The sequence below is a fragment of the Bacillus sp. 16GRE42 genome, from assembly GCF_019837435.1.
GTDB classification, from domain to species: domain Bacteria; phylum Bacillota; class Bacilli; order Bacillales; family Bacillaceae_G; genus Bacillus_A; species Bacillus_A wiedmannii.
Map to the genome: position 1 here is coordinate 730986 of NZ_JADAXF010000002.1, position 25702 is coordinate 756687.

32 protein-coding genes are annotated in these 25702 nt (G+C 35.8%); 8 read left to right on the forward strand and 24 right to left on the reverse strand.

The genetic code is table 11. The features are described from left to right. Positions 1–24 precede the first annotated feature (24 nt). From ILS93_RS16045 to ILS93_RS16055, 3 genes are all read left to right on the forward strand, one after another. Complete coding sequence (locus ILS93_RS16045) at positions 25–1224, forward strand: ABC transporter permease (RefSeq protein ID WP_088047953.1); 1200 nt, start codon at positions 25–27, stop codon at positions 1222–1224. Positions 1225–1499: 275 nt separating this feature from the next. Next, complete coding sequence (locus ILS93_RS16050; RefSeq protein ID WP_064473851.1) at positions 1500–2015, forward strand: type 1 glutamine amidotransferase domain-containing protein; 516 nt, start codon at positions 1500–1502, stop codon at positions 2013–2015. 238 nt (positions 2016–2253) lie between these two features. Further along, positions 2254–2457 (forward strand): hypothetical protein, encoded by a 204-nt coding sequence (locus ILS93_RS16055; RefSeq protein ID WP_001063864.1) that lies wholly within the window; start codon positions 2254–2256, stop codon positions 2455–2457. A gap of 117 nt (positions 2458–2574) precedes the next feature. Here ILS93_RS16055 and ILS93_RS16060 read toward each other — a convergent pair whose 3' ends face one another. After that, positions 2575–3123, reverse strand: a complete 549-nt coding sequence (locus ILS93_RS16060; RefSeq protein WP_222660864.1) for an NAD(P)H-dependent oxidoreductase — start codon at positions 3121–3123, stop codon at positions 2575–2577. A 19-nt stretch (positions 3124–3142) separates the two neighbouring features. Further along, a complete protein-coding gene (locus ILS93_RS16065; protein WP_222660865.1) occupies positions 3143–3682 on the reverse strand; it encodes an ester cyclase in 540 nt (179 codons plus the stop codon). A gap of 169 nt (positions 3683–3851) precedes the next feature. Here ILS93_RS16065 and ILS93_RS16070 point away from each other — a divergent pair, with 169 nt between their 5' ends. Further along, positions 3852–4190, forward strand: coding sequence for a winged helix-turn-helix transcriptional regulator (locus ILS93_RS16070; protein ID WP_088047957.1), 339 nt, complete (start codon positions 3852–3854; stop codon positions 4188–4190). Between the two features lie 91 nt (positions 4191–4281). On the opposite strand, the gene ILS93_RS16075 is transcribed toward ILS93_RS16070, so the two are convergent. From ILS93_RS16075 to ILS93_RS16095, 5 genes are all read right to left on the reverse strand, one after another. Continuing rightward, positions 4282–5484: an MFS transporter gene (locus ILS93_RS16075; protein WP_064473855.1), complete on the reverse strand. Its 1203-nt coding sequence runs from the start codon at positions 5482–5484 to the stop codon at positions 4282–4284. A gap of 211 nt (positions 5485–5695) precedes the next feature. Next, a complete protein-coding gene (locus ILS93_RS16080; RefSeq protein WP_064473856.1) occupies positions 5696–6274 on the reverse strand; it encodes a TetR/AcrR family transcriptional regulator in 579 nt (192 codons plus the stop codon). A gap of 151 nt (positions 6275–6425) precedes the next feature. Then, positions 6426–6740, reverse strand: a complete 315-nt coding sequence (locus ILS93_RS16085; protein ID WP_000539670.1) for a DMT family transporter — start codon at positions 6738–6740, stop codon at positions 6426–6428. A 2-nt stretch (positions 6741–6742) separates the two neighbouring features. Continuing rightward, entirely contained in the window at positions 6743–7087 is a 345-nt protein-coding gene (locus ILS93_RS16090) for a DMT family transporter (RefSeq protein ID WP_222660867.1), read from the reverse strand. Between the two features lie 413 nt (positions 7088–7500). Further along, positions 7501–7860: a MerR family transcriptional regulator gene (locus tag ILS93_RS16095; RefSeq protein ID WP_064473858.1), complete on the reverse strand. Its 360-nt coding sequence runs from the start codon at positions 7858–7860 to the stop codon at positions 7501–7503. 136 nt (positions 7861–7996) lie between these two features. Here ILS93_RS16095 and ILS93_RS16100 point away from each other — a divergent pair, with 136 nt between their 5' ends. Next, positions 7997–8767, forward strand: coding sequence for an SDR family NAD(P)-dependent oxidoreductase (locus ILS93_RS16100; protein ID WP_064473859.1), 771 nt, complete (start codon positions 7997–7999; stop codon positions 8765–8767). 67 nt (positions 8768–8834) lie between these two features. Here ILS93_RS16100 and ILS93_RS16105 read toward each other — a convergent pair whose 3' ends face one another. Further along, positions 8835–9290: an N-acetyltransferase gene (locus tag ILS93_RS16105; RefSeq protein WP_222660869.1), complete on the reverse strand. Its 456-nt coding sequence runs from the start codon at positions 9288–9290 to the stop codon at positions 8835–8837. A gap of 128 nt (positions 9291–9418) precedes the next feature. Next, positions 9419–9913, reverse strand: a complete 495-nt coding sequence (locus ILS93_RS16110; RefSeq protein ID WP_000446100.1) for an Lrp/AsnC family transcriptional regulator — start codon at positions 9911–9913, stop codon at positions 9419–9421. A 204-nt stretch (positions 9914–10117) separates the two neighbouring features. Between ILS93_RS16110 and ILS93_RS16115 the strand changes: the two genes are divergently transcribed. After that, positions 10118–11029, forward strand: coding sequence for a DMT family transporter (locus tag ILS93_RS16115; protein ID WP_064473861.1), 912 nt, complete (start codon positions 10118–10120; stop codon positions 11027–11029). 32 nt (positions 11030–11061) lie between these two features. Here the strand turns inward: ILS93_RS16115 and ILS93_RS16120 are convergent, their stop codons facing one another. From ILS93_RS16120 to ILS93_RS16160, 9 genes are all read right to left on the reverse strand, one after another. Next, the gene (locus ILS93_RS16120; protein WP_064473862.1) at positions 11062–11544 is read right to left on the reverse strand and encodes a DUF6241 domain-containing protein; all 483 of its coding nucleotides are present in this window, start codon (positions 11542–11544) and stop codon (positions 11062–11064) included. Between the two features lie 87 nt (positions 11545–11631). Further along, a complete protein-coding gene (locus ILS93_RS16125; protein ID WP_098102980.1) occupies positions 11632–12033 on the reverse strand; it encodes a nuclear transport factor 2 family protein in 402 nt (133 codons plus the stop codon). Positions 12034–12188: 155 nt separating this feature from the next. After that, entirely contained in the window at positions 12189–12593 is a 405-nt protein-coding gene (locus ILS93_RS16130) for a DoxX family protein (protein WP_098102981.1), read from the reverse strand. A gap of 152 nt (positions 12594–12745) precedes the next feature. Further along, the gene (locus ILS93_RS16135; protein WP_064473865.1) at positions 12746–13819 is read right to left on the reverse strand and encodes a DUF871 domain-containing protein; all 1074 of its coding nucleotides are present in this window, start codon (positions 13817–13819) and stop codon (positions 12746–12748) included. Positions 13820–13867: 48 nt separating this feature from the next. Then, entirely contained in the window at positions 13868–15232 is a 1365-nt protein-coding gene (locus tag ILS93_RS16140; RefSeq protein WP_098102982.1) for a PTS transporter subunit EIIC, read from the reverse strand. Positions 15233–15267: 35 nt separating this feature from the next. Further along, positions 15268–16152, reverse strand: coding sequence for an N-acetylmuramic acid 6-phosphate etherase (gene murQ / locus ILS93_RS16145; RefSeq protein ID WP_064473867.1), 885 nt, complete (start codon positions 16150–16152; stop codon positions 15268–15270). A gap of 155 nt (positions 16153–16307) precedes the next feature. Further along, positions 16308–17171 (reverse strand): MurR/RpiR family transcriptional regulator, encoded by an 864-nt coding sequence (locus tag ILS93_RS16150; protein WP_048562466.1) that lies wholly within the window; start codon positions 17169–17171, stop codon positions 16308–16310. A 29-nt stretch (positions 17172–17200) separates the two neighbouring features. After that, the gene (locus ILS93_RS16155; RefSeq protein ID WP_098102983.1) at positions 17201–17515 is read right to left on the reverse strand and encodes an outer surface protein; all 315 of its coding nucleotides are present in this window, start codon (positions 17513–17515) and stop codon (positions 17201–17203) included. A gap of 124 nt (positions 17516–17639) precedes the next feature. Then, positions 17640–18863 (reverse strand): cation:proton antiporter, encoded by a 1224-nt coding sequence (locus ILS93_RS16160; RefSeq protein WP_064473929.1) that lies wholly within the window; start codon positions 18861–18863, stop codon positions 17640–17642. A gap of 180 nt (positions 18864–19043) precedes the next feature. On the opposite strand from ILS93_RS16160, the gene bcaP reads away from it, so the two are divergent. Further along, on the forward strand, positions 19044–20447 hold the full coding sequence (gene bcaP, locus ILS93_RS16165; protein ID WP_064473869.1) for a branched-chain amino acid transporter BcaP: 1404 nt from the start codon (positions 19044–19046) through the stop codon (positions 20445–20447). 28 nt (positions 20448–20475) lie between these two features. Here the strand turns inward: bcaP and ILS93_RS16170 are convergent, their stop codons facing one another. The 3 genes from ILS93_RS16170 to ILS93_RS16180 all read right to left on the reverse strand — a co-directional run bounded on the left by ILS93_RS16170 (position 20476) and on the right by ILS93_RS16180 (position 23405). After that, positions 20476–20646 (reverse strand): hypothetical protein, encoded by a 171-nt coding sequence (locus ILS93_RS16170; RefSeq protein WP_081257068.1) that lies wholly within the window; start codon positions 20644–20646, stop codon positions 20476–20478. Between the two features lie 12 nt (positions 20647–20658). Continuing rightward, the gene (locus ILS93_RS16175; RefSeq protein WP_222660871.1) at positions 20659–20862 is read right to left on the reverse strand and encodes a hypothetical protein; all 204 of its coding nucleotides are present in this window, start codon (positions 20860–20862) and stop codon (positions 20659–20661) included. Positions 20863–20942: 80 nt separating this feature from the next. Further along, complete coding sequence (locus ILS93_RS16180) at positions 20943–23405, reverse strand: LamG-like jellyroll fold domain-containing protein (RefSeq protein ID WP_064473870.1); 2463 nt, start codon at positions 23403–23405, stop codon at positions 20943–20945. Between the two features lie 353 nt (positions 23406–23758). Between ILS93_RS16180 and ILS93_RS16185 the strand changes: the two genes are divergently transcribed. Continuing rightward, the gene (locus ILS93_RS16185; protein WP_064473871.1) at positions 23759–24184 is read left to right on the forward strand and encodes an S-Ena type endospore appendage; all 426 of its coding nucleotides are present in this window, start codon (positions 23759–23761) and stop codon (positions 24182–24184) included. 59 nt (positions 24185–24243) lie between these two features. On the opposite strand, the gene ILS93_RS16190 is transcribed toward ILS93_RS16185, so the two are convergent. The 3 genes from ILS93_RS16190 to ILS93_RS16200 form a co-directional block, all read right to left on the reverse strand. After that, the gene (locus ILS93_RS16190; protein ID WP_000525803.1) at positions 24244–24588 is read right to left on the reverse strand and encodes a DUF3992 domain-containing protein; all 345 of its coding nucleotides are present in this window, start codon (positions 24586–24588) and stop codon (positions 24244–24246) included. Between the two features lie 20 nt (positions 24589–24608). Then, positions 24609–24977 carry a DUF3992 domain-containing protein gene (locus ILS93_RS16195; protein ID WP_064473872.1) on the reverse strand — a complete coding sequence of 123 codons (369 nt, stop codon included), beginning with the start codon at positions 24975–24977 and terminating at the stop codon, positions 24609–24611. 110 nt (positions 24978–25087) lie between these two features. Continuing rightward, on the reverse strand, positions 25088–25693 hold the full coding sequence (locus ILS93_RS16200) for a DedA family protein (protein WP_064473873.1): 606 nt from the start codon (positions 25691–25693) through the stop codon (positions 25088–25090). Positions 25694–25702: the final 9 nt, after the last annotated feature.

Here is a 25702-nt window from a genome sequence, read left to right on the forward strand (position 1 = left end):
TAATAGAAAAAAGAGGTGAAAAACATGTCAATCGAATCACTATGGAGCAGCCGCTTCCAACAACATATGCAAAATATCATTACATACTTTGCACGTATGATTAACGGTTTACTATATAGCTTTATCTTCGTTGTCTGTATAGGTGCTTACTATTACGCAAAGTTTCTTAAGACAGCTCCTTCTAAAGGACTATCTTTATTACTTATTACAATCGTCCTAACAGCGATTATAACGAGATGTCCTATCCGTACATTTATTCAAAAACCTGATGCTGTCTATTTGCTTGCATTAGAAGAGAAACTAACATCTTATTTTAAAAAATCTCTTCTATATAATTACATCATTCAGCTTTTCCCATTATTATTTACGTTCCTTATTCTCGTTCCACTTGCACTGCAATCATTACAATTAACGGTACCTTTCTTATGTACAATCTTTATCGTTTTAATGATTACGAAAGCTTGGAATATATATACACATTGGATGTGGCGTGATAGTTATGAAAAAAGTATATGGCTGATCATCCGTGTTGCTTGTAACGCCCTAATCATTTACATGCTGTTTTACTCGGCACATGTTCTCATATTAGGCGGATTGCTCTTACTACTTGCTTTCCTACTTCTATACACGAAAAAACAGCCTACAAAACGAATACCCTGGGATTACATAATCGAACAAGAAGAAAAAATGAACGTCCGTTTTTATCAATTTGCTAGCATTTTTACCGATGTTCCGCAACTGAATAAGCAAGTAAATAAAAGAAAATGGCTTACAAATTGGATTGAACCTTTATTACATAAAAAACGAGCAACTTTCTTCTATTTACATACACTAGCATTTTTACGCGGGAATGATTATTTCGGTATATATATTCGTTTAGGGTTGATCGGTGCCTTCGCCTTATATTTTATACCAAACATATACGTAAAAGGCGCTATCGCTTACATCGTTCTATATATGATTTCTATGCAGCTCCGTTCCCTGTGGAAATATTTTTCGGGAAATATTATCGTAGCATTATATCCGATTGATACTGAAAAACGAATGAACCAATTTCTTCGCTTAATCTTTATATTACTAAGCATTCAACTCATTGTATTTTCAATTGTTATACTCATTGCTACAGGGCAATTTTTACATAGCCTTATCATTATGATTATCGGAGTACTCTGGATCAAATTTATTATTGTACCAAAAACGAAGCAACGCGTTTCTGCGTTTTAACGAAAGGAATTATCTTAAAGCCAAGGAGAAGATAAATTATTCCTTGGCTTTTTTATTTTTCTTCCTCAAACAAGAATTACTGAAACAACCGATATTTTATGATTTTCACATACAAAAATGATCATACATGTTTACGCCCTAACAAAAAGGGTATGTATTAAAGTAACAGGGCAAAGGAACTGGAGGGAATGAAAAAATATGAATTAAAGTTTCACTTTATAAAAGACATTACCCAAAGATGATTCTGGAACCGATAATATAAGGAGCTGATTGCAATGAGTAAAAAAATTGCTATTTTAATAACGGATTATTTCGAGGATACAGAATACACAGAGCCAGTAGCAGCTTTTAATCAAAAGGGATATGAATTAACAACTATTGAAATGGAAAAAGGTAAAACGGTACACGGTAAACAAGGAAAAAGTGAAGTCGTAATTGATAAAAGTATTGATGATGTTACTCCAGAGAACTTTGATGCCCTCTTCATACCAGGCGGATTTTCCCCAGATATACTTCGTGCAGATGAACGTTTTGTTCGCTTTAGCAAAGCATTTATGGATACGAAAAAACCTGTTTTTGCTATTTGTCACGGCCCCCAATTACTCATCACTGCACAAACACTTGAAGGACGCGATGTGACTGGATATAAATCCATTGCGGTCGATTTGAAAAATGCCGGTGGAAATTTTCATGACAAAGAGGTTGTCGTATGCCAAAATCAGCTAGTAACAAGTAGACAACCAAAGGACATCCCAGCGTTTATTGAAGAATCGTTGCGTATATTAGGATAGTTATTATAGGTTAACCAAAATAGCTATTTAGCTACTTTGGTTAACCTTTTTATTTGTATGAAAAATAAAAAAGAATATCATTTTTAATGACATTTGGATTCACCCCTTTTTCGTCCCAAAATTTCTAATCACTTTTCATAGGCAATTCTCATATAGTGAAAATGACTATACAATTCCTATCCATAAGTTAAATCATAATTTTACACATATATAAATACAAAAGATGGGAGCCTTATTTATGAATAACAATCCACCTTCAACGCCCCCAAATCCAACGGAAACGAATAATAATGAAGTGAGTTTACAAACGTTACGCGTCATTGGGCTTATTGTACTGATTAGTGGCTACATATTAGTAGCTCTTTCTGAAGTAGGAACGTTAAAAAATCTTTTACTACAGCCTAGTACCACTCCAAACTTAGCTGAAGTTGATCCGTTTTAAAAAGAAAAAACATACCCTTCTTCTTTAAAAAATGTAACAATTGATTCATTCGGCTCGGCAAATTTTGCGAAGTTATGGATACAGCCATCCCCGCATTAAATACGGGAATGGCTGTAATTATTGAATGAATTCTTCTAAATGGTTCTTCAAATTCTCTAAATACTGCTCAATATTCGGATTCTTCACCACATCATAACAAGCAAAACTCTTTAACGAACTCATCCCAAGAAACTTTTGCACGCGATGTAAATGACTAAGCACTGACTCTAAACTTTCTCCCTCAAAGAACTTCGTCTTATCTCCAAATGCTTTCTCAGGCGCATTCCAAGTTGTAGAAAACATATACTGCTTCTCTTTTAATAAACCACCTGTTCCATATTCATCTGCACCTTTAAAGAACAAACCGTATTCATACACTTCATCCATATATGTTTTAAATAATCCCGGTACACTAAACCAGTAAATAGGTGTTTGATAAATTACAACATCAGCCCATAGAAATTTATCTTGTTCTTCTTTCATACTATATCCATCTTGAATCGTCGTTTTTTTCACATAATGATTCTCACTTAATACAGTTATCATATAATCAACTAACGTTCTATTTAATCGACCTTCTTTCGTACCGTATTTTTCATGTCCATTTATAATAAATATATTTTTCATCACTTTTCTCTCCCTTATTTTATTCCTCAGCTATTAACCCAAGTTGTTGTTTCAGCGTAAGATTATCTTCTAAATGCCAATCTTCCGTTATCTTGCCATCCTTCACATGCAAAATATCAATTGCAAAAAAATTGATTTTCTTATCATTATGAGTTCCTGTAAAAGAAAGACGAGCTGTTACTTTATCACCAACGACTAATAAATCTTCAATCTCGCAATGTATATCAGGAACGACTTTACGAAAGTTTTGCGCCGCAAGCTTTAATCCTTCAGTTCCTTGTGGTCGACCTTTCGGCAGTGTGTTATCGAAAAAATTTTCAGTAACCGTCTGCGGAATAAGCTCCTCTTTACCTGTATCCCAAAATGCATAAAAACGCTGCGCTGCATGCACGATTTCTGTCGCTTCCTTTTTACTTAATGAAGAATCAATTGTCATTGCTTTTGGCTTCGGCATTTCTTTTAATAACTGAATTTCATTTTTTTGCTCACCACTACATGCTACAAGCACAATACAAATGACAAAAAAACTAAGAAACATAAACAACTTTTTCATACCCATGGAAATCACCTCCTCTTCATACAAACCCTTTGTATTTCGTATTGCTATTGTATATGCACTAACTTCCTTTATGGAAGTAGTAATATTTTTTTCATATAGTTACCAAAAAGATAGTTTTGTGATACGATAAGGCAAATTCATTCAAAAAATTTTTATGGAGGCTATTTCCATGAGCAATATAGATCCAGTTGTATTAACGAAAGGTTTACCTGGTATACCTTGTCCTATCGCTAAAACGCTTGACGTAATTAGTACAAAATGGACGTTTTTAATCATTCGTGACCTTCTTATCGAAGGAACTTTACGCTTTAGTAATTTACAAAAATCAATGGATGGCATTAGTCCGAAAACATTATCGCTTCGACTAAAAGAACTAGAATCTCAAGGCATTATAACGAGAAAAGTGTATCCAGAAGTTCCGCCTCGTGTAGAGTACACATTAACAGATAAAGGAAAGCAATTAGAAGGGATTTTCATTGAATTAAAACGGTTTGGATTAAGTTTATAAAGTGAAAATTTATCGCCCCTAGCTCCAATAGCTTGATAAACAAAAAGCCCCTTACCATAACAATGGTAAGGGGCTTACGTAATTCACTACATTACTTCGCAAAACTCTCAGCTAGCTGTTTCTCTCTCCACATAAATGTAATACCGAGACCCACTATTAAAACAACTCCTGAAAATGCATATGGATAATGAATATTCATATCAAATAATATTCCGCCCATCGCTGGTCCTGCGATATTTCCTAAACTCGTATAAGTCGAGTTCATACCAGCAACGAATCCTTGCTCTTTTCCAGCTGCTTTTGATAAAAACGTCGTTAAAGCTGGACGAAGTAAATCAAATGCTAAGAAAATGAAGCAAGTAACGAGAAGTACAATCCAATAATTAAAGACTACAGTTGAAACGAACGCTAATACTGCACCTACAATTAAACATATTTGAATTAACACTTTTTCACCAAACATGTCGACCAATTTGCCAAACATAAAGACTTGCACAACTACCCCAAAGATTGAACTAATTGTAATGATTGCCGCGATATCTTTCGGTGTGAATCCAAACTTATGATCAGAAAACAGACTAAACACAGTTTCATACGCTGATAATCCGAATGCGAGTACAAATACGATAATAAATGCGATTGCATACATTGGATGTAATGATTTCTTTAAATCCCCAATAAAACTTGATTCTTTCGTATTAGAAGAAATCTCTGCAAGCTCTTCTTTCGTTAATGGTTCTTTTAAAATAAAGATCGAAATCACACATGCTACAAAGGCAATTACTGCTGCAACGAAAAACGGCACACGTATACCGTATTCTGCAATAAACCCGCCAATTCCAGGCCCTATAATAAATCCGGTACTAATCGCCGCAGACAAGTATCCCATCGCCTTTGGACGTTCCTGCATAGATGTAATATCAGCAACATATGCCGTAACACCTGGCATAATAAACGCAGCACTAATTCCGCCTAACACCCTCGCTGCATAGAGCATCCATACATCTGTTCCTAATCCAAAAAGAAGCTCTGAAACACCAAAAATAAATAATCCAATGATTATCATTTTCTTCCTACCATAAAGGTCGACCCAGCGACCCGTAATAGGTGAAGCAATAAGCTGAGCCATTGCAAACACTGCAACGAGATAACCCATCGTCTTCCCTGTTAAACCCATATCATTCATAAAGGACGGCATAACCGGAATGATTAATCCAATCCCTAAAAAAGCAATAAATATATTACTCAAAAGAATGACCAATACCATCTTTTGTTCTTTTATCGGTTTCTTCACTTTTTAACACCTCTTCCCGTAAATTCCTCTCAAAAAATAATGCCCAAGAAGCTTTTTCTTTATCCTGCTCTTTGTGGGCTAATAATGAGTGAAGATGCCCCACTCATTAGAATTTCACTCTATCCTTTCACACATACATACGTATTAGGTGAATGACTATCATTCAGTTTTCCTCAAAAATGAACCTACCTTCTCAGACAGGTTCATCTTACTATTTCTTTATATGTAGTGCATGTGTTAAAAAATCTAGTACTTCTGCCTTTTGTAGCTCGACTTGCTCATCATCTTTATGATCATATAAATAGACTTGTTCCGCTGCTGATTCAACAAGAGCAATAAATAACTTCGCTGTTCGCTCCGCGTGAACCGAATTACGAATTTCACCAGCTTCTTTCGCCTCACTTAAAAATTCGCTTAACCACATATAAAGAGGCTCATACACAGCTTCCCATTCTTTTATATGTTCTGTAGATGCAAGACCCGCATACATTAAAGCTTGTATTTCACGATATTCCGCTATAAAGTGAAACACCGCATCTATTACTTGCGTCACTTTACTTGAGAAAGGCGCATCATTTTGCACTTTTTCCTTTACTGCCAATATCATCTTTTCAACCATCACTTCTGCTATTGCAGGCATAACAGATAACTTAGAAGGAAAATATAAATAGAAAGTTCCTTGTGCAATGCCCGCCAATTTCACGATATCAGAAATCTTCGTTTTTTCAACGCCCTTTTCCTGAAACACTTCAATAGCTGCATAGACAATTTTTTCTTTTTTATTCATCATCTAAACCCTTTCAAACGCGTATTGAATGACTGTCACTCATTTTATAAGATAATCGATTGTACTGTCAATGATAGTGAACTCTAAGAGGAAATCATTTTTTAATAATAAAAATCTCCTAATAAATAATTAGGAGATTAAATGTAGTATATCTTTACGAAAGAGCCTTTAATCCTGTCACTCCGCATACAATAAGAGCTACACTAATGATACGTGCTTTACTTTTCGACTCACCAAACAGGAACATATTTAATAACACGGCACCAGCTGTTCCAATACCAATCCAAACCGCATACGCGACACTCACTTGTAAAAATAAGAAAGATGTATACAAGAATGCAAAGGATGTAGCAAATCCACCTATATAAATCGCTCCATTTGCTAACGTCTTATCTTTACTGTACATTTTAAGACCAATCACACCGACTATTTCACTAATTGCAGCACAAAATACGAAAAACCAACCCATCTTTAAGCAGCTCCTTCCACAGTTTCTTCTTTATTATCAGCTAGCTTTAAACCGATAACGCCAGCTACAACCATCACGATAAAGAATAGTTTTCCTACGCTGAAACTTCCGCCGAAAAGGAATACATCCATTAAGAAAGTACCTACAGTACCAGCTCCAGCAAAGATGGCATATACAGTCCCTGTCGCAAGATGTTCGCACGCTTTAGAAAGAAAATAAAAATCAACAGCGATAATTCCTAAAATAATAATCCAATGCCACCAAGTATCGGCTGTATTAAAACCAAACACCCAAAAAATTTCAAAGATACATGTTAATATGACATATAACCAAGCTCTATTTTTCATACCTCTCACCTCTTATGACTGACTATCAGTCATTTTTGTTTTGAAAAAATATTCTCTTTCATCACTACTATATATAAAACAACTATCATCCTCATTTACCATTATATTTGTTCCATTTCCGAGCTAACTATATCCTTCCGCTGAAAAATGACTGAATGTCATTCATAAATATTGTACATGAATATTTTAAAAACTGTCAATACCGAAAGATTATTTAAAATTTCTTTCATCCGATTTGTATATTTCCTAATAATCTGTTAATACTGCTAGTAACATAATATTTTCTCCACTCCCCCTTGGAGAGATCCCTTTAATAGAGCAGTTAGCTTTTGCTAGCTGCTCTTTTTTATTTGCCAGCACACTATGAGATCCAATCCATTGTTATCATATAACTAAGGAACGGATTATGTTTTCTATTTATTTTCCAAAGATGCCTTGTATGCAATAATTTTATTCTCAAGCATCTTTTCTGTAATGACTAAGTTTTCTCTTTGAATCTGAATAGATTTCTTATGATCTTCTAGGAGTTGTAAACGATCTTCGGTTGTATGCTCCCCTTCTAAATATAACCTGGCATATTCTCTTATTTTCGCTATTGGCATTTGCGTTTGTTTTAATTTCATGACAAACTGCAACCACTTTATATGTGACTCTTCATAAAGTCGATTCCCATTTGTATCGCGATTTGCAATTAATATATTTTCCTTTTCATAATAACGTAGTGTATGTGTGCTCACTCCTATTAATTTAGCCACCTCGCTAATTGTATACATACTCTCACTCCTCCACATACTCATCCTCATACATTTTATAGCCTTATCAAATTGATAAAAAACATTTGACTTAGAGTATACTCTAACAAATAAAATCTAACCATAATACATTTATTTGAACTTAGGGGGATTTTATATGAAATACACTGTTATTACTGGTGCTAGTTCTGGAATTGGCTATGAATCGGCTTTAGCCTTTGCATCTCGTGGAAAAAATTTAATACTTGTAGCTCGAAGACAAGAAGAATTAGACAGATTAAAATTAAAAATTAACGAAATGAATCCAGAATTAGATGTTGTTATTCGAAGAACTGATTTATCTATCATGGAAAATGTTTATAAGCTTTATGAAGACCTACAAGCCTTTCAAATTGAAACGTGGATTAACAACGCAGGGTTTGGTAATTTCGCCTCAATTGCTGAACAAAATTTAAATAAAATTGAAACGATGTTACATGTAAATATAGAGGCATTAACCATACTCTCTTCACTTTTCGTTCGAGATTATTCCATGGTTGATGGCACGCAACTTATTAACATTTCATCAGGCGGTGGATACACAATTGTTGCTGATGCTGTTACGTATTGCGCTACGAAATTCTATGTAAGTGCATTTACAGAAGGTTTATCTCACGAATTGAAAGAACAAGGTGCAAAACTGCAAGCCAAAGTTTTAGCACCTGCTGCAACTGAAACAGAATTTGCAAAACGTTCATTTGATATTGATGAGTTCGAATACAATAATGTTGTACCGAAATTCCACACTGCAAAACAAATGGCACAATTTATGCTTGATCTTTACGATAGTGATAAAGTTGTAGGGCTTGTCGATGGTTCTACTTATAACTATGAGCTTAAAAATCCCATTTTTAATTTTGCAGTAAGAAAAACGAATTCGAGTTCTTAATTCCCCCTAAAATATAAAGTCCCACTATTACGTAAATAATAGTGGGACTTTTTTCTCTCTGAAAATTTCATCCAACATATCGAATCATCGCCACCTCATCACAATAATCAACCTTTGGACAATGTCTACAATCAATCCATACCTTCTCTGGTAGCGCCTCTCTATTCACAAAATCAAACTCGCACTTTTGAAAAAATCCCGTTTCATATGTTAAAGAAATGACTCTGCTCACTTTTATTTTCGCTGCCTCATTTATTACATGGTTCACTAACATACGCCCGATTCCTTTCCCTGCATATGTATGCGAAACGACTAAAGAACGGACTTCTGCAAGGTCCTCCCCTAACACATGTAAACCAGCAACCCCAACAATCTCATCGCTTTCTTTCACAACATATAAACATTGTAAATATTGATAGAGAGATAAAAGAGAACGCGGTAAAACCACTCCCTCTTTTGCATAAACTTCAATGAGACTATAAATTTCTTTCACATCACTCGTAACCGCATTAAAGATTTTCATATTCTATCCCCTTGCCCCCGATATTAATATTTATAACTCAAATCGTATTTTAATACATAATTTTATATAATAATACATCTCTCCTTTCTCCTCGTCAATCAATTTATACAAACAAAAAACCAAGCAATCTAATCGATGCTCGGTTCCTCATTTCGGATCGGTAATACTGTCGAATATTTAATTTCACGAAGTGCTAAACTCGTCTGTATCCTTGTAATACCAAGCTTATTCAGCTTTCTAATAAACTGCTCCAGCTCTTTACGATCACGATTTGCAACCTTTAATAAGTAATCATACTCTCCTGTTAAACAGTGACACTCTAACACTTCAGGCATCGCTTCTAATTCTTTTTCTAACACGTCAAGTTTATCCGATTGATGAATATTTGTACTCATAAAAATGAAGCATAACAAATCAAAACCGAGTTTTTCTTGATTTAAAATGGCTACTTGCTTATCAATGAAACCTTCTCCATCTAATCTTTTTATTCTCGCATGCATCGCAGCTGGTGATAAATTAACGCGTCGCGCAAGCTCTGCATTACTTACTTGTGATTCCTTCTGCAATATATCTAAAATTTGTACATCTAAATCATCTAACACTTTAATAACAGATGACTCCATCAAAACGCCCCCTTTTTCTTACCGATGATTATTCGAAAAAACGCCTTATAACTCATATAAAACTGAATATCCTTCTACAAATAACATTTGTAACAGAATATTTTATCGACTTTTTCCCATTATACAAAAGAATATATTACACAATAAAGAAAAATGCTAAAATTATTTACAATTCACATTGATTAAAACAAAGGGGATTTTAGTATGCCTTATTTTTATGTCTTTTTACTATTACTAACGAGCTTATTATGGGGAGGAAATTTCGTCGTTGGAAAATCACTCGTTAATCACGCGTCTCCGATGACACTTACAAGTTTAAGATGGATGATTGCGATCGTTTGTTTATTACCGATGGTTTGGTTTAAAGAAAAGAAAATCATTCCACCACGTGCTGCAATACTTCCGTTACTACTAATGGGGATTTCAGGGGTCGCTCTTTTTAACATCTTTCAATTTCTAGCACTAGAAAAAACATCCGCAACGAATGTAGGGCTTATTTCTACATTAAATGCGATTTCAATTGCATTATTTTCAGTATTATTTCTAAAAGAAAAAGTAAATACACTTCAAATTCTATCCATGATTCTTTCATTCTTTGGGGTGGTTCTCGTCCTTTTAAAAGGAAATTTTGCACTTCTATTTTCACTACATTTTAATAGCGGAGATTTATGGATGATGGCGGCTGTTTGTATTTGGGGAATCTATTCTGTTTGTAGTAAATGGGCAACAAAAACAACTACACCGCTCATGGCAACATTATACTCTGGTATTTTCGGCGTTATTTTATTACTGCCATTTAACATAGGGAGCTTCACTGTTACAAATATAAATACTTCTTTCATCACATCACTTTTATATACTGGGCTTATTTCCACAGTTCTTTGTATGGTATTTTGGAATATTGGAGTGCAAAAATTAGGAGCGACTACATCCGGTATTTTTCTAAACTTCAATCCGATTTTTACAGCTATTTTAGCATTCCTTTTCCTCGGCGAAGAACTAACATGGATACAAATTTTAGGGACAATGATTGTTGTGACTGGATGTTATTTATTTTCTCATTTCAAAACAGTTGCTGTTCAGCCAACTAGAGCTTTAATGCGAAAACATTCTTAATCAAAAACATCGCCATCAAAGTGGCGATGTTTTTATTTACCTTTCATTTCTTTCACATACTGCTTTTCTTCTTCTGGCGATAAACGTTCTGTTGCCTTTCCAGTATCACCACCTTGAATTTCCCACAAAAAGTTATGCTCCTCAACCGTTTGTGAAAAATCCCCTTTCTCCCAACGCTCTAAAGTGGCAAGTAGCTTTGACTTATGTTTAAAATTTGTACTGCTTTCTACTGCCTTCTTGGCACTAACAATTTCCTTATTTGTCATTTCAATAAATCCCCATTTTTCAGAGGATTTCACTTTTTGATGCACCATCCTATGCATGGTAGAAATAATTTCATCCTCACTAAATTGTGGCTTCTCTTCCTTTGCTTTCTTCCCTTGTTGCCCCGTTACATTTTGTGCTTTCAGACTCTTCTCCTCTTCTTCTATATAATTAAGAAGTTTCGTAACACCGAATACAGCTCCTATCGCAATTACAATGATTGTAATTGTCCCTATAATCCATTTTTTCATATTATGTATTCCCCATTCCCCTAATAATCACATAAACAAATGGAATCGCCTGCGCACAGCCGATTCCATTTGTTTCCTTATTCCATTTTAAACCTTCATCGCTTCTCGCACAATGTAACTATCTACATATTGCTTGAATTTTATGATTTTTCCATTTTCAAGCTGCCATATATGAACAAATTCTGCTTCAAACAATTTTCCCGTTTCTTTATAAACTCCTGAATAAACACCTTCAGCAATGATTACATCTTTTCCGTTTACTTCATGGTACGTATTTACACTCGCTTTATAATCATCCCATTCTGATCCTAATCGGCTAAATACATTTTCCATTATTGCTTCTACACCTATATACGTTCCGCCGTACGGGAAACCTTCTGCTTCTGTCCATTCTACTTTTTCAGAGAGGGCTTCTACTAAATGTTTTGCATTTGAAGAAGCTGACCCTTCATACGTGCTTTGAATAATTTCTAAATTTGATTTAGGCATGTTACTTCCTCCCGTTTTATTTATTTTTTACACAAGTTGTAACCATATACGTTACAACTTGTGTAAAAAAATATTTAAATAATTTTATCCTTAATCCACTAGTTGTAATTATTATAGTTACATTAATGATTCAAGTCAACAATTTATAAATAAGTTTACTTCGCTTTCATTACTTTCTCCTTTAAGAAACGATCTACATATCCTTCTGCTTTTACAACGAATAAATACGCACCCATTGCTAATAATGCAAGATCTAATTCATACCCTGGATTCTTTCCATCTCCTAATAAACCTGCTGCTCCATTTACCTTTACGATAGCTCCAGCTAAAATAAGAGCAAATAACAATCCTACATATCTTACGCCTAAACCGATAATTAATAATATACCACCAACTAATTCAACTGTCGCTACGCCATATGCAAGACCACCTGGTAAACCGATACTTGTAAACCATCCTGCTACGTTATCTATACCTGATTGAAACTTTGCTAAACCGTGTGCAAAGAACGTAACTCCTAACACGATACGAATAATTAAATTCCCAATATATTGATTCATTTTGAACTCTCCTTTTTGTTTTGTTATCGTGAACATTTATTCACAAGACAAAACAATACGGTATTTCTTTTCATTCGTCAAATGCTTTTTTTAAAGAAAACAAAAAACATTATCCGTTTTACGAATAATGTCTTTTATAAAATAGCATAAATTCAAGCTTTTACTCTATCACACAGAAAAAGTTGAAAGTTTTTTCCAGCACCAATATAAGGCAATAACGGCACGTCCTCTTCCACAACCATTCCGACAACATTCACTTTCTCATCTACAGGTAAATCATTTACAACAACTTGCATCTCTCCAGCATATCTACCGTACAATTCATTATCAATTGTAATGCTGCCTTTCTTTCTTGCGATGGCATCCATCGGCTGTAAAATCACTTTATGCTCCTCTCGCGATTCTACAGAACGAATGACATCACGAGCTGGATCTAGTCTATTTGTATGCACTTGTTCTACCATTTTAAATATTTCACTTTTCTTTATCAATTGCTCATACCGCAGCGGAATAATTCCTCTACTCGCACTCGCTATCTCTTGTACACTTTCTAGACTTCCGTTTATATCCCCAATTAGCACCTTATCGACACCACAATCTTGTACAAGTTCTAAGTACGCTTCCAGCGGGCGCATATTGCGGTGCTTTTCTAATGTTGGTAAGCCTTCATATAACGGACCACGTTTTTCACCATCTCCCGGAATAAATGCCATCGTTTTTATTCCGCACTCATGTAAGTATTCGTTTTGTTTTTGTAAGAATGATTTTGCTAGTCCTGTTTCTGGGCGCGGATAAAAATTATGCCACGCTTCTACATTCTCTACTTTTATATTTTCTATGGTTAACTCTTTCCAAAATGAATCTGTAATCGTACTCGCATTTAAAGCTACTTTCATTTTATGAGATACGCGTGTGATTTCTTTCGGCGTGATGCCGTAGTCCATTCGTAAACCAGTAATGCCCCAATCTACTAACTCTTCGACATTTTCGTACGTCATTCCTAAATGGTGTAACGATTTTGGAGAGACATCGACCATTAATTCCATTTCATTTTCGAGAGCCTGTTTCCCTAATATTTGAATTAACTCTTTATACGTATCCGGATCATCTTCCGGAATATGAAGTGATGTAAAAATAGACGAAAACCCGTTTTCCTTCGCCACTTTTAGCCACTCTTCTTGCTTCTTTACTCGCTCTTTTGAAAGATAAATTGAAACTCCTATCATATAAATCTCCCTTTCTATGAATAGAAAAAGAGAAAGGAATCCCTTTCTCTATATGTTTTCTGCCATTTCTTCTTTAAATCCGAAGAAGTACGTAAAGATAAATCCAAAAGTATATGCCACTACTAACCCAAGGAAATATAATAAATATTTATTATCAGCAATTAACGGGATTAAAGATAATCCTGATACACCAATTCCGAGTGAAGCCGTTTTCATAACTGCTTGGAATGCACCACCGACGGCCGCTCCTAAACAAGCGGTAATAAACGGTTTCCCAAGTGGTAATGTAACCCCGTATAATAATGGTTCGCCAATTCCTAAAAACCCAACTGGTAATCCACCTTTAATTACGTTACGAAGTCGTTTATTTTTTGTTTTTACATAAATCGCAATTGCTGCGCCCACTTGCCCAGCACCAGCCATCGCGAGTACTGGTAATAAAGGTGTTACGTGCGTTTGATTAATAAATTCCATATGAATCGGTGTTAAACCGTGGTGTAATCCGACCATAACGAGTGGTAAAAACGTTCCTGCTAGCACTGCTCCAGCAAATGCCCCACCAACATTTAAAATTGCGTTAATACCGCTCGTAATACCATCAGATAAAAATCCCGCTGCTGGCTGAATCGCTAACATCGTTACTATACTTACAGCTAATACAGTAATAAGCGGTGTTACAATAATATCAACTGCATTCGGCACTGCTTTTCGTACTCTTCTCTCAACTACTACCATAAGCCATGCTGCAAAAATAACTGCAAACAATCCGCCCCGCCCGGGTACCATTGCTTCACCAAATAATTTCACATTTGCCATCGCTGGATTGAAAATTAAAATACCCGCAATCGCTCCAAGAACGGGTGTCCCGCCAAATTCTTTCGCTGTATTCCAACCGACTAAAATCCCTAAAAATGTAAAGATACCGCCGCCAATAAGTAGTAACATTTGTAGCCATGTTGCATTCGGATCAGCACCTGCGTTTTTCGCGAAGTTAGCAACCCCGTTTATAATTCCTGACGCAACAAGACCAGGTATTAACGGAATAAAAATGTTACCTATTTTTCGTAAAAAGTTCTTCACTGGTGTATTATTTTTCTTCTTCATCTCTGATTTAATCTCTTGACCAATATCTTCAAGATGATGATCTGCAACCTCACCAATTCTTAATCCTGTTAAAACTTCCATTTCGGCTGCTACTTTATTTACCGTTCCTGGACCAACAACCACTTGAAGTGTTTCATCTTCAATGACGCCCATAACGCCTTCAACTTTTTTCAAAAGATCCATATTCACTTTACTTTCATCATGAAGCGTTAACCTCAGTCTCGTCATACAATGAGCAATGCCACGAATATTTTTTATTCCCCCAAGTTGCTCCGAAATTTCTTTGGCCATTCTCTCTTCTTTCTTCATAATAGAATCCCCCTCCCTATTCTTATCGTTTCACTTTATAATGCCTTCTTCACAAAGCCTTTCGCTTCTTTTAGTTTTTCTTTTGCTTCCCCATACTCACACTGTAGTAATGCCATAACGATAGCAACTTTCACGTTACGCTTTGCTTTTTCGTAATAATCTGCCGCTACTTCATAACTAGCTCCTGTTGCTTCCACAATAATTCGTTTTGATCGTTCTACTAACTTTTCATTCGTAGATTGAACATCTACCATTAAGTTTTTATATACTTTTCCTACACCAATCATTGACGCTGTTGAAATCATATTAAGCACTAATTTTTGCGCTGTACCAGCCTTCAAACGTGTTGAGCCTGTTAATATTTCTGCGCCTGTCTCCACTTCTACATTGAGTTTTGCATACTTACTTATTTCAGCATTTTTATTACAAGAAATACTCGCTGTACTAGCTCCCACACTATGTGCGTATTTCAATCCGCCAATTACGTAAGGGGTTCTACCACTTGCGGCAATACCAATCACTGTATCTTTCTCGTTTAATCCAATACTTTTCAAATCTTCTTCTGCTAACTCTTCGCGATCTTCGGCACCTTCTACTGCCTTAGTAAACGCTTTCAATCCACCTGCTATAAATCCTTGCACCATTTTATCGTCTGTGCCAAATGTCGGCGGGCATTCCACTGCGTCTAAAATACCTAAACGACCACTCGTACCAGCCCCAATATAAATTAATCGGCCCTCTGCTTCAAAAGATTTAATAACAGTCTGTACGACCTTTTCAATTTGTTCTATCTCTTTTTCAACTGCTAACGCAACAGTTCGATCTTCTTCATTCATACTCTGTAACACTTCTTTTATACTCATCTCATCTAGATTCGTCGTTTTCTCATTACGGTGTTCTGTCGATAAATTTTCTAACATATTGCCACCCTCTTTGAAATTATATTTCACACTTTTATTATAACTTTAAGAAATTAAAAATCAATATTACTTTCTTATTTTATGAAATAAAATTTCATAAAATGACATATTTGTGTCAAAGATAATAAAAAAGATGAGTCCCCTCATCTTTTCTTCTACTTTAACTTCCGTAACCGCACTGCTTCTTCTCGCGTCTCCATAAATTGATCCAACACTTTATTACCAATACGATTAAAAGTAATCACATATAAAGCATCAATCATATTCAGTTGTGTCATTCTAGAAGCAATACTTGCAATACGATGATCTTGCTCTACATCTGGCATACAAAGACGAATATCCGCCTCTTTATATAACGGTGATGATTGGTCAAGCTTTGTAATCGCAATAACTGTTGCACCTTGTCTCTTCGCATATTGCGCCATTTCAAGTACATCTTTCGTACGACCAGATGTTGAAATCGCAACAAATATATCGCCCTCTTTTAAATTCGTTACAAGCGGCAACATCATATGAAAATCAGATAGCATCATCGCTGTAAATCCGAGCCTTGTAAATTTATAAGCCCCGTCCATCGCCGGAGTAGCTGATCCGCCTACTCCATAAAATATAATTTTATCCGCATTTACAATACGATCTGCAGCTTTCTCAAGTTCTTTTTTATCTATCGCCGTAACGCTCGCCTCAATTGCAGCTTTATTCACATACGTAACTTTATTAAACAAGTCATACGGTCCATCTTCCGTATTCATAACTGAAAAATCATTAATATTATAATCAGCAATCGTCAATTCACGAACGAGCGCGATTTTAAATGCTTTAAAGCTCCCAATCCCAATCGACTTACAAAAGCGAACAACACTCGCCTCACTTGCGCCTGCATTCGTTGACACTTCTTTCGTCGTTAAGTTCGGAACAATCTCTGCATTCCCCATTATGTACATGGCAACCTTCTTTTCAGCTGGTGAAAATTGATCCATATTACTTTCAATTTTAAATAGTAATGTTGAAGCTTTCACTATTTAACCTCCACTTCTTGCGGTTGCTTTCACTTATTTTCTCTTGCTTCAAAAAGATAAAAACCATCATCGCCAGGAGGATGGTGAACAATTACAGTTCGATCCCCTTTTTTATATGAAGTTATTTCACCTTCAGATTGCTGTTCTTCCCATCCATGTATCCAAATTGCAAAATCAGGTACAAAAGCAGTGTACTTATAGTCTTTCGGGTTTTCGTCTTCTACATAGGAAGAAAAAATAGAAACTGGAAAGTCTTTCACTTTTGACTCTTTCCATGCAGTAAATGGTATACATAGCGCAATAAGTATGATTACACCGATAACCTTCCCCTTCGTAATCCTCACACATTTCTCTCCTCGACTTATCATATACGTAGATTTTACCATAATTACAACCTATTCACGCTATATGACTATTGCTTTTTCCAATAAAAAAAGAGCTTACCTACATCAGATAAGCTCTTCCTCTCTATACAAAATATTTTTTCAAAAGCGGCGGCGTAATAATCGTCGTTAATATAACAACAATAACAATCGCTGTGAAATTTTCTTTCGCTAATAAATTTGCCGCAAGTCCATTCGCTGCGATAATAAGCGCCACTTCTCCGCGCGAGACCATCCCCGCACCAATACTAATAGAAGATTGAAGGTTGAATCCTGTCAGTCTTGCTCCTAAACCTGATCCGATTAACTTTGTAAAAATTGCAATAAGCGTCATGATGATAATAAACCAAAGCTGGCTTCCGATACCTTGAAATGTAATTTCCATTCCAATACTTACGAAGAACACCGGTACAAATATCGCATAAGCAATCGGTTCAATTTTATGTTCTACTTCGTGCTTATACTCTGTTTGCGAAATGGCAATTCCGGCTGCAAATGCTCCAATAATACCGGCGATTCCCATCATTTCACTGTAATACGAAAAAGAGAAACAAATAATAAGTGCTGCACTAATTAATGCTTCTGTTACACGAAGTGGCACAAGCATTTTCATAATCCATGGAACAACTTTCCAAGAGATAAAAACGATGCTTACAAAAAAGATAATTTTCTTTGCAATGACAAGCGTTACATTTACATCTTGTGTACCTAAAAAACTCATCACAAATGCTAATAAAATAACGACAATTACATCATCAAATACAGCTGCTCCTAAAATCGTCGTACTTTCTCTCGTATTCATTTTCCCTAAATCTCTTAATGTTTGAACAGAAATACTAACCGAAGTAGCACAAAGTAATAACCCTAAAAAGATCGCATGCGACTGTAACATTCCAAACGCAAGTCCCGCTAAATATCCACCAAGGAATGGGAAAATGATTCCCCCCATCGCTACTGCGAATGCAGATTTCAAATTCCGATTTAACTCTTCTAAATCTGTTTCAAGCCCTGCCATAAACATAAGTAGTAAAACACCAATTTCACTCAGTTCATCAATGAGTTCAGAACTATTAATAATACCAAGCACAGCCGGACCGATAATAATACCAACGATTAATTTACCAAGTACAGAAGGCTGGCCAAGCCTAACGCTAATATCACCAGCTAATTTCGTACAAAGTAAAATGACGACAAGTTCAAAATAAAATAACATAACATCTTCTCCTACTTTATAAAGTGAAACTTTTATGAGTGGTTTTGCCACTCTGTTAACCCTCGTCCATTCCTGCCAGTAGTTTCCCCTATTCATTCGCATTTTATTTGTCACATTTTTATTTGACAAAATATTCTGAATTATAATAAAATTAATCCAGCAATTTTAAAAAACAACCTACCATAACTGTACCTCCATTTACTTACATACTCTTTTCTAGTGGGCTCATACTATATTCGCAGTTATGGAAATGAAAAAACGGGGGGAGAGTCCAAAGTGAAGTCATTATTACGAAAAAAACCGCTTAGTACTGAATCACCACGGCAGCTAGATAGAACATTAACGGCACTCGATTTAACATTTTTAGGGATTGGCGCCGTAATTGGGACAGGGATCTTTGTATTAACAGGTATTGTCGCAGCGAAACATTCTGGTCCTGGTATTATGTTATCATTCCTTATTGCTGCATTTACTTGTGCTTGTGTAGCCTTTTGTTATGCCGAATTTGCTTCTTCTATTCCTGTCTCAGGAAGTGTGTATACTTACGCATACATGACAGTCGGAGAAGTCGTCGCCTTCATCGTCGGCTGGTGTTTAATGCTCGAATATTTACTTGCAGTCGCGGCTGTAGCTGTCGGTTGGTCTGGTTATTTACAATCTTTACTCCAAGGATTTAACATCCATCTGCCCGCCATAATCGCCTCGGCCCCTGGCGTAGGAAAAGGCGGCATTATCGATTTACCGGCTGTTTGTATTTTACTACTCATTACGGGACTTTTAAGTTTCGGTATACGCGAAAGCGCACGCATTAATAATGTTATGGTTCTTATCAAGTTAGCTGTTATTATCGCCTTTATCGTAGCAGGCGCAAAATATGTAAAACCTGAAAATTGGACGCCGTTCATTCCATTCGGATACGACGGTATCATTACTGGAGCTGCCACTGTATTCTTCGCCTTCTTAGGCTTTGATGCAATCGCAACCGCTGCAGAAGAAACGAAAAAACCACAGCGCGATTTACCAATTGGCATTATCGGTTCCCTTCTTATTTGTACTGTTTTATACATGATTGTATCTTTCGTTTTAACAGGTATGGTTCCGTATACACAATTAGATGTTTCTGATCCAGTTGCGTTTGCCTTACATTTCGTTGGCGAAGATACAATTGCAGGACTTCTCGCTGTTGGAGCGATGACTGGAATGACAACCGTTCTCTTAGTCGTTATGTACGGACAAGTTCGCGTTTCTTATGCGATGAGCCGCGACGGACTACTTCCAAAAGCGCTAGCACGTGTAAATAAAAGAGTAAAAGTCCCTTTATTAAACACATGGATCACTGGTGTTGTTGCCGCTTTATTAGCAGGGCTTCTAGACCTACATCTACTTGCTAATTTAGTGAACATCGGTACGCTAACAGCCTTTACATTCGTTTGCTGCGCGGTACTTATTTTACGAAAAACACACCCTAACTTAAAACGCGGATTCCGTACACCTTTCGTACCTGTATTACCAGTTGTCGCAATTCTTTGCTGTTTATATTTGATGATTAATTTGTCTAAAACGACATGGATTAGCTTTATAGCTTGGCTTATAGTTGGCTTATGTTTCTATTTCTTCTACTCTAGAAAACATAGTCATTTAGCTACTGAAAAAACAAATGATGAAGAGAAAAAAGCATAACAAAATAGCTCGCCGATAAAACGGTGAGCTATCTTTCTGTATTATTATATTTTTTCGTTAACGATTGTAAAATGAAAAATATGCCGATGCAAGCTGTAAACGATGCCCAATTTCCTATCGGTGTAGAATATTTTAAAATGCCAATACCTACAAGCACTATGAAAAGAAGCACCTGATATATGAGCTTCCACTTTTGCATATATTCCCTCCTTTACTTCGTTCCCTTCTTTTTCTTCTTCCATGCATTTAGACTATCAAAGAAGAAATTAATAAATAACGTGCCTAAGCCCGCTAATAAAAACGTCATTAAAAATAGAACCCATATACTTTTCTCTTTTAAGAAATAATACCCTACAAGGAGCACAACCGCGATCCATACATATTCAAGAATTCTTTTTATCTTTTTCTCTTCCAAATTATTCGCTCCCTCATTCTATACTATTTTTAGTATAACAAAAAAGAAGCCTATCATGATAAGCTTCTTTTTCTTCTCTCTTATTTGTTTATGCTTTTTTCAACGAGTGAAATCGCATATTCCACCGTACGATTCATCGTTTCTACTTGTGCATCTTTTACTTTCGCATCTTTTAATACAGCTTCTGCCACTGTAATTTTTTGACTCAATGATTTCACTGAACCATCCGTTACATTTGCAGCTTGTGCTTTTTTCACCACTGCTTTTGCAGTTTCAATATTGATTTGTAATTTTTCTTTCGGTGTTTTCGGTTGTTCTTCTGCTACTTTAGATTGTACAAATGTTACATTAGCTGTTTTTAATTCGTTATATGTTTGAACGATTTGCTCTCCAGTACTTCCTACATTTTCAAATGCTTGCTTTGCAGTGTTATAGCTTTTCTCTAGTGCTTGAAATGCTTCCTTTGAATATTGACCTGGTTTGTCACCAAACTCATACGTACCAGCTAACACTTCTTTCACTTTCCCAAGCTCTTCATATAACGCGTTTACTTGCTCTAATTTTGTACGACTAGAAAACTCATTATACGCTGCTAATACTTCTGAAGAACTTAATGCTTTACTATATAATTTCGCAAGCGCAATTTGTCCATTTAACGGAATACCACCATTCCCGTTGCTATCTGGATCTGCACCAAGTGCAAATGGTACGTTCGGGTGATATACTTTCCCTGTAGCTGGTTGGCTGTTTACTTTTTTACCATCTACGTAAATTGCTACTTCACTTCCGTTATACGTTCCTGTTAAATGATACGTTTTATTAGCCTCTAACTGAACGCCAACACGTTTATAACTTCCACCAATATGAGCCCATAATTCTACATAACCACTTCCTGTAGATTCAAAACCAATTCCGCCGCTCTCTGTATTTTGCAAAATACCTTGTCCGCGAATTTCATTCATTGAAAATACAGTTTCTAACGTAAATGTATTTGCTACTTTCTCTTTTTGCGCTGCTGAAAACGGAAGATATCCAAATGTATTTGCTTTTCCGTTTAGCTTCATAACATTCTTTTTCAACGCTTTATCATATTCAATAGTCACATTACCCTTAACATCACCTTTTGTACCAAATGATGAATTGTCTTTAAATGTACCATCTGCAAAGTTCACATCAAAAACATCCGCCTTTGGTACTTTCACATTCGGGTCAATATTATCTTTTTTCGTAGTAATTTCTGCCGTTAATGGTTGTACACTTTCATTGCCGAATGAATCAATCGCAACGACTTCCAGTGTATATGTTTTCCCGCCATCTAGTCCTGCAAGCGTAAATGTCAGTTCTTTCGGCACTGGATCACGATAAAACTCTGAGAATGCTAACAATTTATTCTTTATTTCTCCCGTTTGCTTATCTCTAGCTTGTACACGGTAAGAATGAACAAGAAGGTTGTCCAACGCTTGCATGAATGTTACTGTTGCTGCATTTTCTGTTACATTTGATACCGCAAGCTTTGCATCCTTAGCAAAGTGTGGCCTTTCTTTATCGCGATCTTCTACATATGTAAATGTGTCTTTCTTTGATGGTAATTTAATTTTCCAAGGCTCGCCTGTCCAAGAATTTGTATGGAAATCACGGCGATTAATCGTTACTTCTTTATCATCTACTTCTACTAATAAACCTTGGCTTAATGCACGCGATTCTGAAGGAATATTCCCTTGCACTTTGCCACCCTCTACCTCCATATAACTTACTGAAGATGTGCCAACTGATGTAAAGTCTTTTTGATGAATTGATCTTGGATCATCTAATGGATAATGTGAATGACCTGAAAACGTAATGACTTGTGGGTATTGTTTTAATACCTCATTAATTTTTGCACTATCTTTCGTTCCCCATTCTTGACTACCGTATACTGTATCTTTAATATGTTGATGTAAAAATACGAAAATTGGTTTTTCTGGATCATCTTTTTGCGCCTTTGCCATCTCTTCTTTTAGCCAATTAATTTGCTTGTCTGAATAATATCCATGAGTTGTCTCGTTCTCTGGAGACATAACAAGGAAGTGATACCCTTTCACCACTTTATGATAATAAATCGATTCCATACCTGTTTTTTCTAAGAAACGCTTCTGCGCTCCCTCTACAGATAAACCGTTCCAATAATCATGGTTCCCTAGAGAATTCATTCGTACTGCATCTTTATTTGCATTCTCATTATATACTTGCATGAAACGATCATATTGTTGTACCGATCCTGAATCAGTAAAATCTCCCACAATTACGAACGCATCTTGCTTTGGTGCAAGCGTATTGAACTGTTCAATCGCTCTTTTCCAGCGAAACGTATCATCCGTTCCACTATTTTTAATATGTACATCACTTACGACTGGAAAAACTATCTTCTTTTCACTTGGTGCCTTTTCTTGCTTCTTCTCTTCCGCTTTGACTGATGTACTCCACGGAAATGATACAAATGCTAATACAAAAACCATTAATAATCCAATAAGACCTTTTACTTTTCGTAAAGCTGTTCTTTCCACGTGAATCCTCCTCCTAATAATTGATTCATTACAAAGGCTATTTTATCTAAAACATGTTAATGTCGTTTAAATAACAAATGAATTTTATTAGATTTTTGTAAATATACAGTTAATTACAAGTTAAGTCCAACATTCCTCGTACTATTGTATACAACCACCTTTTATCTAAAAGAGTCTGATCATTCTTTTCCTATGACTATTCACATATAATCTTTTCTATAACACTAATGATAAGTTAAACTTTAAGCCTATTAGACAATCTTAATTTTTAAAATTTTCTTCTTTTCTTAACACATCGGCCATGCTTCTACATTTAATAGTAGTAAAAGACAACTTAAAAAGGAGGGGTTTTATTGAGGAACAAAAAAAATATTGGCTGTTTCGCTCCTTTATCTATCATTTGTCCAGATCCTTGTCCACCGCCCCCTCCTCCAAATCCAAGTTGTGAGCGAGTAACAAATGAATTTGCAGGGAATTTCCTCATAACTAACAACACCATTCCCTCTACCAAAGATGCACTACAATCAATGATACTGTGGCAAAGTGATGGGATACTACTTATATCAGGTACTGTATCGGTTTACAATAGTACTAGCAGCACCGAAGCAATTACAATTCAAATCGTTGGAGCAGTAACCAATATTTTCACTGTGTTTCCAGGCAATACGATATCTTACACCGGAAAAGACTTACAATCAGTCAGTATTATTAATATACAAAGTAATCCTTCACTATATTTAGAAGGCAAGTACTGTTGCCAATTTACATGTTGCTTATAGAATACCAATTTCATTACTTTCTCAATTTAAAAAAGCATACCATTTACGGTATGCCTTTTTTATGAAATTGGATAACGTACTGTAATACAAAACTCGCCTTGATTAACAGTTGTTCCTGTCGTAGTAATTCGGACAGTAGTAAAGTATCGTACAGTGAAAGTACCGCTACTTTGTGGTTGCACAGTAATTGTATCAACTACTGTAGCACCTACTAAAAAATCAACTGTAATGGGATTCGCGCCTACATCATATTTCACATAACCTGAACCATATACTTCTTGTGTAATATTATTCGTATATACAATTTGAGTACCAGCACCTGTAATAGACCAGTCTGTACATACTTGATCTTGCACAAGTGTTTTATTAGAACAACAAGACAAACCGGAACTTCTCATTCCCATTTCGATCCTCTCCTATTCTACTATGAAAGTGGATAACGTGTTGTAATACAAAATTCTCCCTGATACGTTCCACCAGGTGTTGCAGGTAACACAACTTGTATACTATCAAAGCGGCGATACGTAAAAGCGATACTCGTTCCTGGGTTTAATGTTTGTGTATCAATTGTAGCCCCAGCAGAATCAAGCGCTTCTACAGTAATTGGACCTGGACCAACATCATACTTAACAAAACCAGTACCAACTACATTTTGGTTAATATTATTTGTATAAAGAACATTATCAATTGCTGTTGCAACTACAGTAGCAGACCACGGACTACACACTTTATCTTGTACATAATTTTTATCTGGACAACAAGTTAATGCTGACCCTGAGCACTCACAAGACATAGTTGTTTCCCCTCTCTCTTTTATATTCCCTATATGTGTATGTCCTTCAGAGTCTTTTGCCTGTACTATTCATCTATTTTCGAAAAATAAGACAACTCCTGTACTAATGACTAGATAGATTCCGTTCTGTTTCTTTTTTTCATAAATTTATAGATTAATATACCGCCTACAATAATAACTATGACTAGTAATATCGGTAACATATATTGTCCAACAACATCCGCTGCCTTTTCCCAATGCGGACCTAATTTCATTCCAAAATAGACATATAAAGTCGTTAACGGGAACATTGCTACGAATGTATATATACTAAATTTCCATATGTTCATTTTCGCCATACCACACGGAACAGAAATAAGCGTTCGAACTCCCGGTACAAAGCGTCCAACAAATGCTACAACTGGCCCATATTTCTCAAAGAAATCATCTGCTTTTTGAATTTGTTCTTCTTTAATAAAGAAGTATTTTCCGTATTTTATTAATAGAGGACGACCACCGTAATAACCGAGTGCGTATAATGTTAACGGTCCTGTCGTTCCGCCAAGTGTTCCAGCTAATACAGCTAGCCAAAAATTCATATCTCCCTCGTACACCCAATACCCAACCATGGGTAAAACTACTTCTGCTGGAATAAATTCAAACGTTAATGCTAACACAACTCCAAAATAAGAAAACTGCTTTAAAAACTCGATTATATCTAAAATAATTTGCTCCATATTTTCAAC